The sequence below is a fragment of the Edwardsiella tarda ATCC 15947 = NBRC 105688 genome (genome assembly GCF_003113495.2).
Classification (GTDB): domain Bacteria; phylum Pseudomonadota; class Gammaproteobacteria; order Enterobacterales; family Enterobacteriaceae; genus Edwardsiella; species Edwardsiella tarda.
The window spans coordinates 942,679-957,186 of the sequence record NZ_CP084506.1 but is presented as its reverse complement, the minus strand read 5'-3'; the positions used below and the strand labels follow the sequence as shown (position 1 = coordinate 957,186).

At 56.5% G+C, this 14,508-nt stretch carries 14 protein-coding genes and 5 tRNA genes; all 19 read right to left on the bottom strand.

The window, feature by feature from the left end; translation table 11 throughout:
* Positions 1 to 186: 186 nt before the first annotated feature.
* Positions 187 to 262, bottom strand: a tRNA-Lys gene (locus tag DCL27_RS04440).
* 248 nt (positions 263 to 510) lie between these two features.
* A tRNA-Lys gene (locus DCL27_RS04435) sits at positions 511 to 586 on the bottom strand.
* Positions 587 to 733: 147 nt separating this feature from the next.
* A tRNA-Lys gene (locus DCL27_RS04430) sits at positions 734 to 809 on the bottom strand.
* A 202-nt stretch (positions 810 to 1,011) separates the two neighbouring features.
* Positions 1,012 to 1,087 (bottom strand) — tRNA-Lys (locus DCL27_RS04425).
* A gap of 148 nt (positions 1,088 to 1,235) precedes the next feature.
* Positions 1,236 to 1,311: transfer RNA gene (locus DCL27_RS04420), tRNA-Lys, on the bottom strand.
* Positions 1,312 to 1,484: 173 nt separating this feature from the next.
* The gene (cpoB, locus tag DCL27_RS04415) at positions 1,485 to 2,270 is read right to left on the bottom strand and encodes a cell division protein CpoB (protein ID WP_005295388.1); all 786 of its coding nucleotides are present in this window, start codon (positions 2,268 to 2,270) and stop codon (positions 1,485 to 1,487) included.
* Positions 2,271 to 2,293: 23 nt separating this feature from the next.
* The gene (pal, locus tag DCL27_RS04410) at positions 2,294 to 2,806 is read right to left on the bottom strand and encodes a peptidoglycan-associated lipoprotein Pal (protein ID WP_005288881.1); all 513 of its coding nucleotides are present in this window, start codon (positions 2,804 to 2,806) and stop codon (positions 2,294 to 2,296) included.
* 46 nt (positions 2,807 to 2,852) lie between these two features.
* Positions 2,853 to 4,145: a Tol-Pal system beta propeller repeat protein TolB gene (tolB, locus tag DCL27_RS04405; RefSeq protein ID WP_005288883.1), complete on the bottom strand. Its 1,293-nt coding sequence runs from the start codon at positions 4,143 to 4,145 to the stop codon at positions 2,853 to 2,855.
* A gap of 147 nt (positions 4,146 to 4,292) precedes the next feature.
* Positions 4,293 to 5,489, bottom strand: coding sequence for a cell envelope integrity protein TolA (tolA, locus tag DCL27_RS04400; protein WP_005295382.1), 1,197 nt, complete (start codon positions 5,487 to 5,489; stop codon positions 4,293 to 4,295).
* A 135-nt stretch (positions 5,490 to 5,624) separates the two neighbouring features.
* Complete coding sequence (gene tolR, locus DCL27_RS04395) at positions 5,625 to 6,047, bottom strand: colicin uptake protein TolR (RefSeq protein ID WP_005288888.1); 423 nt, start codon at positions 6,045 to 6,047, stop codon at positions 5,625 to 5,627.
* Positions 6,048 to 6,059: 12 nt separating this feature from the next.
* The gene (tolQ, locus tag DCL27_RS04390) at positions 6,060 to 6,743 is read right to left on the bottom strand and encodes a Tol-Pal system protein TolQ (RefSeq protein ID WP_035594717.1); all 684 of its coding nucleotides are present in this window, start codon (positions 6,741 to 6,743) and stop codon (positions 6,060 to 6,062) included.
* On the bottom strand, positions 6,740 to 7,144 hold the full coding sequence (gene ybgC, locus DCL27_RS04385) for a tol-pal system-associated acyl-CoA thioesterase (RefSeq protein ID WP_005295375.1): 405 nt from the start codon (positions 7,142 to 7,144) through the stop codon (positions 6,740 to 6,742). The genes tolQ and ybgC overlap by 4 nt, the downstream gene beginning before the upstream one ends.
* A gap of 144 nt (positions 7,145 to 7,288) precedes the next feature.
* Positions 7,289 to 7,582, bottom strand: a complete 294-nt coding sequence (ybgE, locus tag DCL27_RS04380; RefSeq protein WP_035595147.1) for a cyd operon protein YbgE — start codon at positions 7,580 to 7,582, stop codon at positions 7,289 to 7,291.
* A complete protein-coding gene (gene cydX, locus DCL27_RS04375; RefSeq protein ID WP_005288900.1) occupies positions 7,582 to 7,695 on the bottom strand; it encodes a cytochrome bd-I oxidase subunit CydX in 114 nt (37 codons plus the stop codon). The genes ybgE and cydX overlap by 1 nt, the downstream gene beginning before the upstream one ends.
* 19 nt (positions 7,696 to 7,714) lie before the next feature.
* Positions 7,715 to 8,854 carry a cytochrome d ubiquinol oxidase subunit II gene (cydB, locus tag DCL27_RS04370; protein ID WP_005288903.1) on the bottom strand — a complete coding sequence of 380 codons (1,140 nt, stop codon included), beginning with the start codon at positions 8,852 to 8,854 and terminating at the stop codon, positions 7,715 to 7,717.
* 15 nt (positions 8,855 to 8,869) lie between these two features.
* Entirely contained in the window at positions 8,870 to 10,432 is a 1,563-nt protein-coding gene (gene cydA / locus DCL27_RS04365; protein WP_005288906.1) for a cytochrome ubiquinol oxidase subunit I, read from the bottom strand.
* Positions 10,433 to 11,129: 697 nt separating this feature from the next.
* On the bottom strand, positions 11,130 to 12,002 hold the full coding sequence (gene sucD / locus DCL27_RS04360; protein ID WP_005288913.1) for a succinate--CoA ligase subunit alpha: 873 nt from the start codon (positions 12,000 to 12,002) through the stop codon (positions 11,130 to 11,132).
* Entirely contained in the window at positions 12,002 to 13,168 is a 1,167-nt protein-coding gene (gene sucC, locus DCL27_RS04355) for an ADP-forming succinate--CoA ligase subunit beta (RefSeq protein WP_005288915.1), read from the bottom strand. Before sucC ends, sucD begins: the two co-directional genes overlap by 1 nt.
* A gap of 77 nt (positions 13,169 to 13,245) precedes the next feature.
* The gene (odhB, locus tag DCL27_RS04350; RefSeq protein ID WP_005288918.1) at positions 13,246 to 14,463 is read right to left on the bottom strand and encodes a 2-oxoglutarate dehydrogenase complex dihydrolipoyllysine-residue succinyltransferase; all 1,218 of its coding nucleotides are present in this window, start codon (positions 14,461 to 14,463) and stop codon (positions 13,246 to 13,248) included.
* Positions 14,464 to 14,508 lie beyond the last annotated feature (45 nt).

Here is a 14,508-nt window from a genome sequence, read left to right as displayed (position 1 = left end):
GTAAAACAGACGGGGATATCACCCTGGTGGCCTATCGCTACACGGGGTTATCCTTGACGCTAAACACCGATTACTCATCGGAAGAATGGTGGGTCGTGCAGGATGACTCAGCTGACGCCTCGCCCTAATGGGCCATCGCTATGCGATGTTATCCTTCACGCTAAACACCGATTTTCACCGAAAGAATGGTGGGTCGTGCAGGATTCGAACCTGCGACCAATTGATTAAAAGTCAACTGCTCTACCAACTGAGCTAACGACCCGCTCGGATAATCATTCGCCAACGGCCAACGATCTGATAAAAGACATGACACGACGGAGTACGTAAAATACATCAGGAGACAACCCCGATGGGCTACCGCTAAGCGATATATCCCTTTACGCTAAACACCGATTTCTCACCGAGAGAATGGTGGGTCGTGCAGGATGACTCGGCTGATGCCTCGCCCTAATGGGCCATCGCTACGCGATGTTATCCTTCACGCTAAACACCGATTTTTCACCGAGAGAATGGTGGGTCGTGCAGGATTCGAACCTGCGACCAATTGATTAAAAGTCAACTGCTCTACCAACTGAGCTAACGACCCGCTCGACGTGCAATGCGACTCTGACTATCCATATCTCGGAATAAACGGCGGATGATCCAGGATAACTTGGCTGACGCCTCATCCTAGTGATGCCATCGCTAAGCGATGCAACCCTTCATGCTAAACACCGATTTCTCACTGAGAGAATGGTGGGTCGTGCAGGATTCGAACCTGCGACCAATTGATTAAAAGTCAACTGCTCTACCAACTGAGCTAACGACCCATACCAGAGTATGACTCACAGAAAAACCAGATGACCGATGTGGTCTGAGACGTAGTGTGCTAGCACACCTTACTCAGCGCGTCCCTTTCTCATCAAGAAAAGGGTGGAGAATGCAGGATGACTCGGCTGACGCCTCGCCCTAACGGGCCATCGCTACGCGATGTTATCCTTCACGCTAAACACCGATTTCTCACCGGGAGAATGGTGGGTCGTGCAGGATTCGAACCTGCGACCAATTGATTAAAAGTCAACTGCTCTACCAACTGAGCTAACGACCCGCGCTATGGCTTACTGCTGATTACAGAATATCATTCTAGACAAAGAATGGTGGCTCGTGCAGGATGACTCGGCTGACGCCTCGCCCTAACGGGCCATCGCTACGCGATGTTATCCTTCACGCTAAACACCGATCTCTCATCGAGAGAATGGTGGGTCGTGCAGGATTCGAACCTGCGACCAATTGATTAAAAGTCAACTGCTCTACCAACTGAGCTAACGACCCATTCTGTATGCCGCCGCGACTCGCTTTACAGTTTGTCTTGGCAACGGCGGCATATATTACCCATTTATCTCGACAGCGCAACCAAAAAATCTCATAACCGGGTCAATTGCTTGCACTTCATACATCCAGGCATGGAAAATAGCCAGAATGTCTACTCCCTACCCGACGACCCGTTATCCCAAACGCTTCTGCGCCAACTTGGCCGCTTCACTATTCGGATATTGCTTGAGCACTTGCTGGAATACGGCATGCGCTTTATCGCTCTGCCCCTTCTCCTGCATGATCACGCCGACCTTATACATCGACTCGGGCGCCTTAGGCGACTTAGGGTAGTTTTTCACGACCACGGCGTAATAATAAGCCGCATCATCCTTCTTCCCTTTACTGTAGTACAGCTGCCCCAGCCAGTAGTTGGCATTGGGCTGATAAGTCGAGTCGGGGTACTGTTTGATAAAGGTCTGGAAAGCCGAAATCGCCTGATCGTTCTGCTTCTTCACCAATACCAGATCGACGGCACGGTTATAGTCCGTATTGGCATCACCGCTGGCCGCTGCCGCCTGTGGCGCCGCCGCCGGTGCACTCGCCGCCGGTGCCGTACTATCGGCCGGTTGCGCGCTGGCCGCTGGCGTATTGCCCTGCGCCGCATTGCCGCTACTCAAGCTATCTATCTGCTGGTAGATCTGTTTCTGGCGTTCCACAATCTGATTCAGTTGATATTGGTTTTCCTGGATCTGCCCACGCAGAGTGTCAATATCACGCTGGTTATCGGAAAGCTGTTGTTGAAGTTGGGTCAATAACTGACCCTGAGCGTTGGTAATACGCTCGAGAGAGGTGACTCGATCTTCGACCGAGCCTGAGCCGACGCTACTGATTGGCGCTTGGGCAGTAGCGGCCCAAGGGGCCGCTACGCCAACCAGCAACGACAGCGCCATCACATGACGTCTGAAGTTACTGCTCATTCGTTACTCGTCTACACAAGAAATTAGTAAACCAGTACGGCACGACGGTTCTTAGCGTAAGCCGCTTCGTCGTGACCCAGCACTGCCGGCTTCTCTTTACCGTAAGAAACGATATCGATCTGATCGGCGCTAACGCCTTTACCCTGCAAATACATCTTCACCGCGTTAGCACGGCGCTCGCCCAGGGCGATGTTATATTCCGGCGTCCCACGTTCGTCGGTATGACCTTCTACGGTTACCTTGTAAGACGGGTTGTTACGCAGGAATGCCGCGTGAGCGTCCAGCTCCTGCATGTATTCCGGCGTTACATCATATTTGTCCAGACCGAAGTAAACGATGTTGTTTTTCTGGAGCTCCTGCATCTGCAAACGAGCCTGTTCCTCAGAAGAGAGATTGCTGCTGCTGTTTTCCATACCGTTGGCGCCCACGCCCATACCGGACTGATCGTCGTTGGTGTTTTTCTTAGAACTACAGGCAGCCACGGCCATGATCGGCAGTACTAGCATCAGCCCCTTGAGAACTTTGTTCAGTTGCATCTTATTGATCCTTTTAAATTTATATAAGTATAGTTTTATGTATGCATCACAGATACGGCGACCAGGCCGGGAACTTCACCTGACCATCCGTCGCCGGAAGACGCGCTTTAAAACGCCCATCAATCGACACGAGCTGCAACACGGAGCCCAGTCCCTGGGTAGAACTGTAAATCACCATGGTGCCGTTCGGCGCGATGCTCGGCGTTTCATCCAGGAACGTATCCGTCAGAACCTGAGTGGCATTCGTTCCAAGATCCAGTTTGGCAATGTGTTGCGCACCGGCGTTAGAGCTCACCATGACCAGGAATTTCCCGTCAGGGCTCACCTCGGCATCCTGATTCTGGGCACCTTCCCAGGTCAGACGTTGCGCGGCACCGCCATTGATATTGATTTTATAAATCTGCGGACGACCCGCCTGGTCAGAGGTAAAGGCCAGGTTTTGGCTGTCCGGGAACCAGCTCGGCTCCGTATTGTTACTGCGACCATCGGTCACCTGACGAATGGCGCCAGAAGCGAGGTCCATCACATACAGGTTGAGGCTACCCGTCTTCGACAAGGCGAAGGCCAGTTTAGTCCCATCCGGAGAGAAGGCCGGAGAACCATTATGGCGCGGGAAAGAAGCCACCTGACGGATAGCGCCGTTAGACAGCGTCTGGATCACCAGCGCGGAACGGCCGCTCTCGAAGGTGACGTAAGCCAGCTTGCTGCCATCCGACGACCAGGCCGGAGACATCAGCGGTTCGGCAGAGCGATGCACCACGAATTGGTTGTAACCATCATAGTCGGCGACGCGCAGCTCATAGGGGAACTGGCCACCATTGGTCTGCACCACATAGGCGATGCGCGTGCGGAAGGCGCCCTTGATACCGGTCAGCTTCTCAAACACCTCGTCGCTGGCGGTATGAGCGGCATAACGTAACCACTGCTTGGTGACCTTATACTGATTCTGCGCCAATACGCTCCCCGGATTCCCGGAGGTATCCACCAGTTGGTAGGAGACCAGATAACTGCCGTCCGCCCCCGGTTGTACCTGACCGACCACCACGGCATCAATGCCCAGCGCCGTCCAGGCCGCCGGCGTCACCTCAGCCGCCGTCGCCGGTTGCTGCGGCATGCGGCTGGCATCGATCGGATTAAACTTGCCGCTGTTGCGCAGGTCGGCGGCGATAATACCACCAATATTTTCCGGCGCCGCGCCCGGGCCCATCCACTTAAACGGCACCACACCAATCGGGCGGGCAGAGTCCACCCCCTGGGTGATCACGATTCGGACTTCGGCATGGAGCACGCTGGCCCACAGGACGAGAAGCCCCACCATCAAACGAAACGCCTGCTTCATCTTATCTCCCTTATCCGACCCTCTGGCCACGATAATTAGCAGAATTTTAACAAAACAATCTCAACAACACTACATGCCACCTCGGCACGCCATCGGCGAAATCCGATAACCCTTCCGCGACAGGCACCCAGGTGTCGAGTCTCACCATCACTGCGGCTGGAACACCACCGGCGCATTCTTAAATACCTGATACACCGCCTCGCTCGGCGGTTTCGGGTAGCGTGCCTGACGGGCAGCAGAGAGTGCCGCCTGACACAACGCCGGATCCCCGCCCTCTGCCTTCACATCGAGCAGCAGGCCATCGGGCGCCAGCTTGATACGCAGATCACAGGTTTTTCCGGTATAACTGGGATCAGTATAAAACTTCGCCATGATTGCGCTCTTTATTTGATCCGCATAACCGCTAATTTCTGCACCGGAGGCCCCCGACGTCTTGCTATTCCCCTTACCGGCCGGGCCTGCCTTGCCGCTGTTACCCGGCGTGCCGCCGTTGGCGGTGCCTTTTGGTGCGTTCTTCGACGACGCCAGGCCGCCAAACAGATCATCGACCTCATCGGCCTGCTTCGCCGCCGCTGCTGCCGCCGCCTTCTTCTTGGCCTCGGCGGCCTTCTTGGCGTCGGCTTTCGCCTTCGCTTCAGTCTCCGCCTTCGCCTTAGCCTCTGCTGCCGCTTTGGCTTCCGCGGCGGCTTTCGCCTCCGCCGCGGCCTTCGCTTTCGCGGCGGCTGCCGCCTGTTTCTTCGCCTCTTCCGCCGCCTGCTTCTTCGCGGCCTCCTCGGCCTGTTTCTTGGCTTCTGCGGCGGCTTTTTTCACCTCTTCCTCGGCTTGCTTCTTCGCCGCGGCGGCGGCCTTAGCCGCCTCTTCTTTCGCCTGCTGTATCGCTAATGCGGCTTGCTTCTTCGCCTCTTCGGCCGCCTGCTTCGCCTCTTCCGCCGCCTGTTTCTTGGCCGCCTCGGCGGCCTGTTTGGCCTCTTCCGCCGCCTTGCGTGCGTCCTCTTGGGCTTGTAGGCGCTCTTTCTCTAATGCCTTGAGACGCTGTTGTTCTTCCGCCTGTTTACGCTGCATCTCCTGCGCCTGCTTCTCCGCCTGTTTCTGGCGTTGCTGCTCCGCGCGTTGTGCCGCGTTCTGTTGTTCTTGCTGGCGGTTATATTGCTGTACGACCGCGTTCGGATCGACCATCACCGCATCGATCGCCGAGCCACCGCCGCCGCCATCGCCGCCCTCACTCATCGGGTTATCTTGCAGCATCGATCCCCAGACCAGCAGCCCGATCAGGACGATGTGCAGAATCACCGAGATGATGACAGAGCGATTCAGCTTATCTTTTTGCTCAGTTGCGTTTCCCACAATTTTGATTCCAACCGCTAGTCGCTGCCTAGACGCCGCCGTGCTAGACGGCATCCACCGCACTGGCGTCGCAAAATAAAGACACGCAGCCCATACAGGCTGCATGTCTGCTTACACTATGCTGCAGCGAATCCGTTAAATCGGCTGCGTCATCAGACCGACCGAAGTCACACCCGCCTGATGCAATAAGTTGAGCGCCTTGATGATCTCATCGTAGGGCACCTCTTTGGCGCCACCGATCAGGAACACCGTCTTCGGATCCGCTTTAAGCTGCGCTTGCGCCTCGGCGATCACCTGTTCCGGCGGTAACTGTTCCATACGGTTATGATTAACCACCACAGCGTACTGCCCCACACCGGAAACCTCAACGATCACCGGAGGGTGATCATTACTGCTGACGGTCTTGGAGTCCGTCGCATCCGGGAGATCCACCTCTACACTCTGCGTAATGATCGGCGCCGTCGCCATAAAGATCAGCACCAGCACCAACAGCACGTCGAGCAGCGGGACGATATTGATTTCCGATTTGAGATCGCGCCGTCCACCTAATCTTGCCATGCTATCCTCGACTTACTTACCATCAGCGGCAAAGGCCTGGCGATGCAGAATGGCGATGAACTCTTCCATGAAGTTTTCATAGTTCTGCTCCAGCTTATTCACACGCAGATTAAGACGGTTATAGGCCATTACGGCAGGAATAGCGGCGAACAAACCGATCGCCGTCGCGATCAACGCCTCGGCGATCCCCGGCGCCACCATCTGCAAGGTCGCCTGCTTCACGGCGCCCAGGCCGATAAAAGCATGCATGATCCCCCAAACGGTACCGAACAGGCCGATATAGGGGCTGATCGAGCCGACGGTGCCCAGGAACGGAATGTGGGTCTCCAACGCCTCGACCTCGCGATTCAGGGAGATGCGCATGGCGCGCGATGCCCCTTCGATCACCCCTTCCGTCGCATGGCTGTTCATCCGATGCAGACGGGCGAACTCTTTAAAGCCCGCGTAGAAGATCTGCTCCGACCCATTCAAGGTGTCACGTCGGGTCTGGCTCTCCTGATACAGGCGAGACAGTTCGATGCCCGACCAAAATTTATCCTCGAAAGCTTCGGCGTCACGCGTTGCCGCGTTCAGGATACGGGTGCGCTGGATGATGATCGCCCAAGAGGCGACCGAAAAGCATATCAATACCAGCATGATAAGCTTTACCAGCACGCTTGCTTTCAGGAATAAATCCAGAATATTCATGTCAGTCACTGCTTAAACTCCGCGACAATAGACTTAGGAAGCGCGATCGGCTTCATTAGATTTTGATCGATACATGCAATCAGCACATCGGCCCGGCTGAGAACCAAACCTTCTGAATTAACGATGCGCTGCGCAAACGTAAGGGAAGCCCCCCGCAGCGCGGATATCTCGCTCTCCACCACCAACAGATCGTCCAGGCGGGCGGGAGCCAAATAGTCCACGGTCATGCGACGGACCGCAAAAGCGACATGCTCAGTCAGTAACTGTTGCTGACTAAAATGGTGTTGACGCAGCATCTCCGTGCGCGCTCTTTCATAAAAGGCGACATAGCGTGCATGATAAACAACGCCACCGGCGTCGGTGTCTTCAAAGTAAACCCGTACCGGCCATCGAAATACCATATGACTCACTCTACATCCCAGTATAGCTAAACAACGCGGATACTATACGCAAGTGAAATCGGGTTGGGAATGGGGGAGAAAGGGGAGAACTAAAATAATTATGGGCCACGGAATGGCCCATAGGGAAGTAAACGGTTACTGACCTAACTCAGCTTAGAGAAAGAAGAAACCGAGACCGGCGGCCAGCACGATCAAGGCCGGCAGTGGCGAAAAGAAGGCGCGCCACCAGGCGCGTTGCGGACGGAAACCGACGCCGTGTACCACACCGCAGCAAACCGCCCACATGATCAATAACCCTTGCCAGATCTCCAGAGCACTGGTTTTCGCCGCGAAGCGTGTCGGATCCCAAAAGATACAACCCGCCAGAACCAGTGCGAGGATGAGGGAAAGGGCCCGTAACGGGCCCTTGTCCATCAGGTTATACAGCTTATCTGCCAACCCGGTCATCATTTACCGTCTTGGGCCGCTTTCTTAGCCTCGCTGTTCTCGATCGCCATCGCGGTGATGATGGCGAAGAAGCAGGCCATAAGCGTTCCCAAAACCCAGGCAAAATACCACATGCTTAAGCTCCTCAGCGGATCAGTACAGTGAGTGATTGTTGTTTTCGATGTAGTTCTTATCCAGTCGGCCAAACATCTTGTAGTAACTCCAGATGGTGTACAGCAGCACGATAGGAACGAAAACAATCGCCACGACGGTCATCACCTTCAGTGTCAGCAGACTTGAGGTGGCATCCCACATGGTCAGGCTCATGCTCGGGTTAGTGATGGACGGCATCACGAACGGGAACATGGTAATACCGGCGGTCAAGATCACACAGGCGATGGTCAGCGAGGAGAACAGGAACGCCCAGCCACAACGATCCAGACGCGAGGTCAGGATGGTCAGCAGCGGCAGTACCACGCCCAACGCCGGGATCAGCCACAGGATCGGGTGCGCCTCAAAGTTCACCAGCCAAGCTCCCGCCTGATGGGCGACTTCTTTATGCAGCGGGTTAGACGGTGCGGCATAGTCCAGCGCCGAGGTCACGATATAACCATCGATCCCTTTCACCACCCATATCCCGGCCAGCAAGAAGGCGACCATCATGATCAGCGCGCAGATCTGCGTCGCCGCTCGGGCGCGCAGACGCAGTTCGCCGGCGGTCTTCATCTGCAGGTAAGCCGCGCCTTGTACCAACAACATGGTCAGGCTGACAACCCCGGCCAGCAGGCCAAACGGGTTAAGCAGCTGGAAGAAGTTACCGGTATAGAACAGACGCAGATACTCATCGATGTGGAACGGTACCCCTTGCAGCAGGTTACCGAAGGCCACGCCGAAGACCAGCGCCGGCACGAAACTACCGATAAAGATGCCCCAGTCCCACATGTTACGCCAACGCGGATCGGTGATCTTCGAGCGATAGTCGAAGCCGACCGGGCGGAAGAACAAGGCTGACAGCACCAGGATCATCGCCACATAGAAGCCGGAGAAGGCGGCGGCATACACCATCGGCCAGGCGGCGAACAACGCCCCGCCGGCGGTGATCAACCACACCTGGTTGCCGTCCCAATGGGGGGCGATGGCGTTAATCATCACCCGGCGCTCGGTATCGGTCTTCCCGAGGATGCGGGACAGAATCCCGACCCCCATGTCAAAGCCATCGGTGATGGCAAACCCGATCAGCAACACACCGACCAGCAGCCACCAGACAAAGCGCAATACTTCATATTCGAACATAGTGTGGACTCCTGTTTACCGTGCGTCGACCGCATGCGTCTGTTCAAAGTGATAACGACCAGTCTTCAGGCTGCTCGGCCCCAGACGGGCAAACTTGAACATCAGATACAGCTCAGCTACCAGGAACAGTGTGTACAGACCGCAGATCAGGATGATCGAGAACCACAGATCGCCAGTCGTCAACGAGGAGTTCGCCACAGCGGTCGGCAACACCTCACCGATCGCCCACGGCTGACGACCGTACTCGGCCACGAACCAGCCCGCCTCACAGGCAATCCACGGCAACGGGATCCCCAGCAGCGCGGCGCGCAGTAACCAACGTTTCTCACCGATGCGACCACGTGCGACGCTATAGAAGGAGGCGAAGATCACCAGCAACATCAGGATGCCGCAACCCACCATGATACGGAAAGCGAAGTACAACGGCGCCACTTCTGGGATGGAGTCTTTGGTCGCCTTCGCGATCTGCTCTTCGCTCGCCTGAGCCGGGTTATCGGTATAGCGTTTCAGCAGCAGGCCATAGCCCAGATCCTGTTTCGCATGATTAAAGGCATCACGCACCGCCGGATCGGTATTGCCGGTACGCAACTCTTGCAGCAACTGATAGGCCTTCATCCCGTTACGGATACGCACCTCATGCTCCTTCATCAGGTCTTTCAGACCGATGACCGGCGTATCGAGGGAACGTGTCGCGATCAGACCCAGCAGATAAGGGACCTGAATGGCGTAGTGGTTACTTTCCGTCTGCTGATCCGGCAGGGCGATCAGGTTAAAGGAAGCCGGTGCCGGCTGCGTTTCCCACTCGGCCTCGATGGCGGCCAGCTTGGTCTTCTGCACGTCGCCCATCTCGTAGCCGGACTCATCACCCAGCAGGATAACGGCGATCACCGACGCCATACCAAACGCAGCGGCGATGGCGAAGGAGCGCTTAGCGAAGGCTAAATCACGCCCTTTCAGCAGGTAGTAAGCGCTGATGCCCAGAATAAACATCGCACCGGTAACATAACCGGCGGAGACGGTGTGCACAAACTTCACCTGGGCGACCGGGTTCAATACCAGCTCGGAGAAGCTCACCATCTCCATACGCATGGTTTCGAAGTTGAAGTCGGAGGCGATCGGGTTCTGCATCCAACCGTTAGCCACCAAGATCCACAACGCAGAGAGGTTGGAGCCCAACGCCACCAGCCAGGTGGTCAGCATGTGCTGCACCTTGCCCAGACGATCCCAACCAAAGAAGAACAACCCGACGAAGGTCGATTCCAGGAAGAACGCCATCAACCCTTCGATGGCCAGCGGCGCACCAAAGATATCCCCGACGTAGTGAGAGTAGTAAGACCAGTTAGTCCCGAACTGGAACTCCATGGTCAGACCGGTAGCGACCCCTAGGGCAAAGTTGATACCAAACAACTTTCCCCAGAACTTGGTCATGTCTTTATAGATTTGCTTGCCGGTCAGCACATATACCGTTTCCATGATGGCCAGCAGGAACGCCATCCCCAGCGTCAGCGGGACAAATAGAAAATGGTACATCGCCGTTAAGGCAAACTGTAAACGTGACAGTTCGACAATATCAAACATCTTGACTCCTTGCTCCTCGCAGGAAGACTCCGACTTGTGGCAACCCGGCTTCCGTTTCTACGGAAGTCACATAACAACCAGCAATGAATGCCCTTTACCCACAAATGCGACCCATCCCAATTCTCAACGGCCTACCCTCTCTACCCCGCGATGACTCATGCAAGCATAGCGTAGCGCAGAAAACGTTCGCAGCTAAAAACCGGGAAAAGATAACAAATATAACAATAGATCTGACCCTGTATTACAGTCTGATAAATCTTACCCTCACAGACATATACAATAAATAGCTATTTGCGTGACCGTGATTGGATTTCCATTGTTAGGTCAATATTTGCCTAGATACCATCTATAGACAACTATTGATCTAGCGCAAGATTACCAAAAAGCTACGCTAAAATCATTAGTTACAATACCAAACTAGATCAAAGTGCGCAGAAATCAAACAGAGCAAAACACCCCCTTGCGTGTGTATTTATTGTTAATCAATCTGATATTTATTGTTGAACGCTTTGCTATCTATGGGATATCTCACCATTATTTATGGCCGCGCCATTACATCACGAAAATATTTCTGCTCAGACCTATTTTTACAATAGGGAGAAAAAATAACCTCATCGTCACCGCAAGCGGGGAATGAATAAAAAAAGACCGCCCCAAGGGCGGTCTCCATACCGTGACGCGGTAAGCGTCGTCGCAATCAACCGAGCACGCGCAGCAACGCCTGACCAATATCAGCCAGGCTACGCACCGTCGTCACCCCGGCCGCCTCCAGCGCGGCGAACTTCTCATCCGCCGTCCCCTTACCCCCGGCGATGATCGCCCCGGCATGCCCCATGCGTTTCCCCTTCGGCGCCGTTACCCCCGCGATATAGGCCACCACCGGCTTCGTCACATGCTGCTTGATGTAGGCCGCCGCCTCCTCTTCCGCATTGCCCCCGATCTCGCCGATCATCACGATGGCATCGGTTTGCGGATCGGCTTGGAACAGCGCCAGAATATCGATAAAGCTCGACCCCGGAATCGGATCGCCACCAATCCCCACGCAGGTTGACTGGCCCAAACCGACATCGCTGGTCTGCTTGACCGCCTCATAGGTCAGGGTGCCCGAACGGGAAACGATCCCGATGCGCCCCGGTTGATGGATATGCCCCGGCATAATGCCGATCTTGCATTCGCCCGGCGTGATCACCCCCGGGCAGTTGGGGCCAATCATGCGCACTCCTGGACACTGATCGAGCTTGGCCTTCACCAGCAGCATGTCCTGTGTCGGGATACCCTCGGTGATGCAGATGATCAACGTGATGCCGGCGTCGATCGCCTCCAGAATGGAGTCCTTGCAGAACGGTGCCGGGACATAAATCACGCTGGCGCTCGCCGCCGTGGCCTGAACCGCCTCACGCACGGTGTTAAACACCGGTAGCCCAAGGTGTTCGCTGCCGCCTTTACCGGGGGTGACCCCACCGACGAGTTGGCTACCGTAGGCCAATGCCTGCTCGGAATGGAATGTCCCCTGGCTGCCGGTAAATCCCTGGCAAATCACCCGAGTCTCTTTATTGATCAATATCGACATTATTTCCCCTCCACGGCAGCAACTACCTGGCGCGCGGCATCCGTTAGACTGGTGGCCGCAATGATATTCAAACCGCTGTCGGCCAGTATTCGGGTCCCCAACTCGGCGTTATTCCCCTCCAGACGGACCACCACCGGGACATGTACCCCGACCTCGGCCACCGCACCGATGATGCCGTCGGCGATCAGGTCACAACGCACGATGCCACCGAAGATATTAACCAGCACCGCCTTGACGTGCTCATCGGAGAGGATGATCTTAAACGCCTCCGTCACTCGCTCCTTGGTGGCGCCACCACCGACATCCAAGAAGTTCGCCGGCGCACCGCCGTGCAACTTCACGATATCCATGGTGCCCATCGCCAGACCAGCTCCGTTCACCATGCAGCCGATGTTGCCCTCCAGGGCGACATAGTTCAGCTCCCACTGTGCCGCATGCGCCTCACGCGCATCGTTTTGTTCGGGATCTTCCATTTCGCGCAGCGCCGGCTGGCGGAACAGAGCATTACTGTCGACATCTAACTTACCATCGAGGCACAGCAGATCGCCCTGCGGCGTGATCACCAGCGGGTTGATCTCCGCCATGGTCAGATCGCACTGCAGGAACAGCGTCGCCAAGCCAAGGAAGATCTGACCAAACTGTTGCGCCTGCTTGCCGCTCAGACCCAGTTTGAAAGCCAGTTCACGCCCCTGATAGGGTTGCGGCCCCGTCAGCGGGTCCAGCGCCACGCGGTGGATCAGGTGCGGCGTCTGCTGCGCGACCTGTTCGATCTCCACCCCGCCCTCGGTCGAGGCCATAAACACCACCCGACGTGAGCTACGGTCGATAACCGCCCCCAGATAGAGCTCGCGGGCGATCTCGGTCGCACCCTCGACCAGGATTTGGCGTACGGGCTGGCCCTGAGCATCCGTTTGATAGGTTACCAGGCGTTTCCCCAACCACTGCTCGGCGAAGGCACGGATCTCCTCTTTGCGCGCCACGCACTTGACACCACCCGCCTTGCCACGCCCGCCGGCGTGTACTTGGCACTTCACTACCCAGGGGCCGGCGCCGATCTTCGAGGCGGCCTCCTCGGCCTGACGCGGCGTGCTGCAGGCATAACCCACCGGCGTCGGGAGTCCATAACGGGCAAACAGCTGTTTGGCCTGATATTCGTGTAAGTTCATGATGTTCTATCCCTATAGGGGCTGAATCTTATTGTGAGGTTCAGGCCCGCCGGCGCGGGCCTATGCATAGCACAGCGTTAGACATCCAACAGCAGGCGTGCCGGATCTTCCAGCATCTCTTTCACGGTCACCAGGAAGCCGACGGATTCGCGCCCGTCGATCTGGCGGTGATCATAGGAAAGCGCCAGGTACATCATCGGCAGGATCACCACCTGACCATTGACCGCCATCGGGCGATCCTTGATGGCATGCATGCCCAGGATGGCACTTTGCGGTGGGTTGATGATCGGCGTCGACATCAACGAACCGAAGACCCCCCCGTTAGTAATGGTGAAGTTACCTCCGGTCAGCTCCTCAACCGTCAGCTTGCCATCACGCCCCTTCACGGCCAAGGTCTTGATGCGCTTCTCGATCTCCGCCATGCTCAGGGTATCGACATCGCGGATCACAGGCGTGACCAGGCCACGAGGCGTGGAGACGGCGATGCTGATGTCAAAGTAGTTGTGGTAGACCACCTCCTCACCGTCGAGGGCGGCGTTAACCTCGGGATAACGCTTCAGCGCCTCCAGCACCGCCTTAACATAGAAGGACATAAAGCCCAAACGGACACCATGGCGCTTCTCGAATGCTTCACCATACTGGCTACGCAGATCCATGATCGGCTGCATATTCACTTCATTGAAGGTGGTCAGCATCGCGGTGCTGTTCTTCGCCTCCAACAACCGCTCCGCCACACGCTTACGCAGACGGGTCATCGGCACCCGCTTCTCCCGACCGGCGGTCAACGGTGCCTCGCTGGCGCGAGCGGCCGGTGTCGGCGAGGGTGCCGCAGCAGACTGGGCGGACAGATGTTTCTCCACATCCTCGCGCGTCAGGCGTCCACCGACACCGCTACCCTGCAAGGCTGCCGGATCCAGATCATGCTCCGCCACCAAACGGCGCACCGCGGGGCTCAACGCATCGCTATTACCGCTATCCAACGCGGCGGTATGACGCTCGGCTGGCGCCGCCTGCGCGACCTGCGGCCCACTGCCGATCGCTACGCCACTGACGTCCGCCGGGCGCAGGCGCCCCAGCAGTTGACGCGCCGTCACCGTCGCCCCTTCTGGCTCGAGGATCGCCTCCAGCACGCCCGCCTCCAGTGCCGGCACCTCTAACACCACTTTATCCGTTTCGATTTCAACCACGACCTCGTCACGGGCCACGCTCTCACCGACTTGCTTATGCCAGGTGGCGACCGTCGCATCGGCGACTGACTCGGGCAGATCGGGAACCAGAATTTCTACGCTACTCATTATTTTTCCTTATTTCAAAGCGTGTCTCGCATGCGGACCCGCGGG

Coding starts and splice junctions, on each gene's coding strand:
- sucC (WP_005288915.1), bottom strand. CDS start 13,168: ATGAACTTACACGAATATCAGGCCAAACAGCTGTTTGCCCGTTATGGA.
- tolR (WP_005288888.1), bottom strand. CDS start 6,047: ATGGCAAGATTAGGTGGACGGCGCGATCTCAAATCGGAAATCAATATC.
- pal (WP_005288881.1), bottom strand. CDS start 2,806: ATGCAACTGAACAAAGTTCTCAAGGGGCTGATGCTAGTACTGCCGATC.
- ybgE (WP_035595147.1), bottom strand. CDS start 7,582: ATGACCGGGTTGGCAGATAAGCTGTATAACCTGATGGACAAGGGCCCG.
- cydB (WP_005288903.1), bottom strand. CDS start 8,854: ATGTTCGAATATGAAGTATTGCGCTTTGTCTGGTGGCTGCTGGTCGGT.
- cydX (WP_005288900.1), bottom strand. CDS start 7,695: ATGTGGTATTTTGCCTGGGTTTTGGGAACGCTTATGGCCTGCTTCTTC.
- sucD (WP_005288913.1), bottom strand. CDS start 12,002: ATGTCGATATTGATCAATAAAGAGACTCGGGTGATTTGCCAGGGATTT.
- odhB (WP_005288918.1), bottom strand. CDS start 14,463: ATGAGTAGCGTAGAAATTCTGGTTCCCGATCTGCCCGAGTCAGTCGCC.
- tolB (WP_005288883.1), bottom strand. CDS start 4,145: ATGAAGCAGGCGTTTCGTTTGATGGTGGGGCTTCTCGTCCTGTGGGCC.
- cydA (WP_005288906.1), bottom strand. CDS start 10,432: ATGTTTGATATTGTCGAACTGTCACGTTTACAGTTTGCCTTAACGGCG.
- cpoB (WP_005295388.1), bottom strand. CDS start 2,270: ATGAGCAGTAACTTCAGACGTCATGTGATGGCGCTGTCGTTGCTGGTT.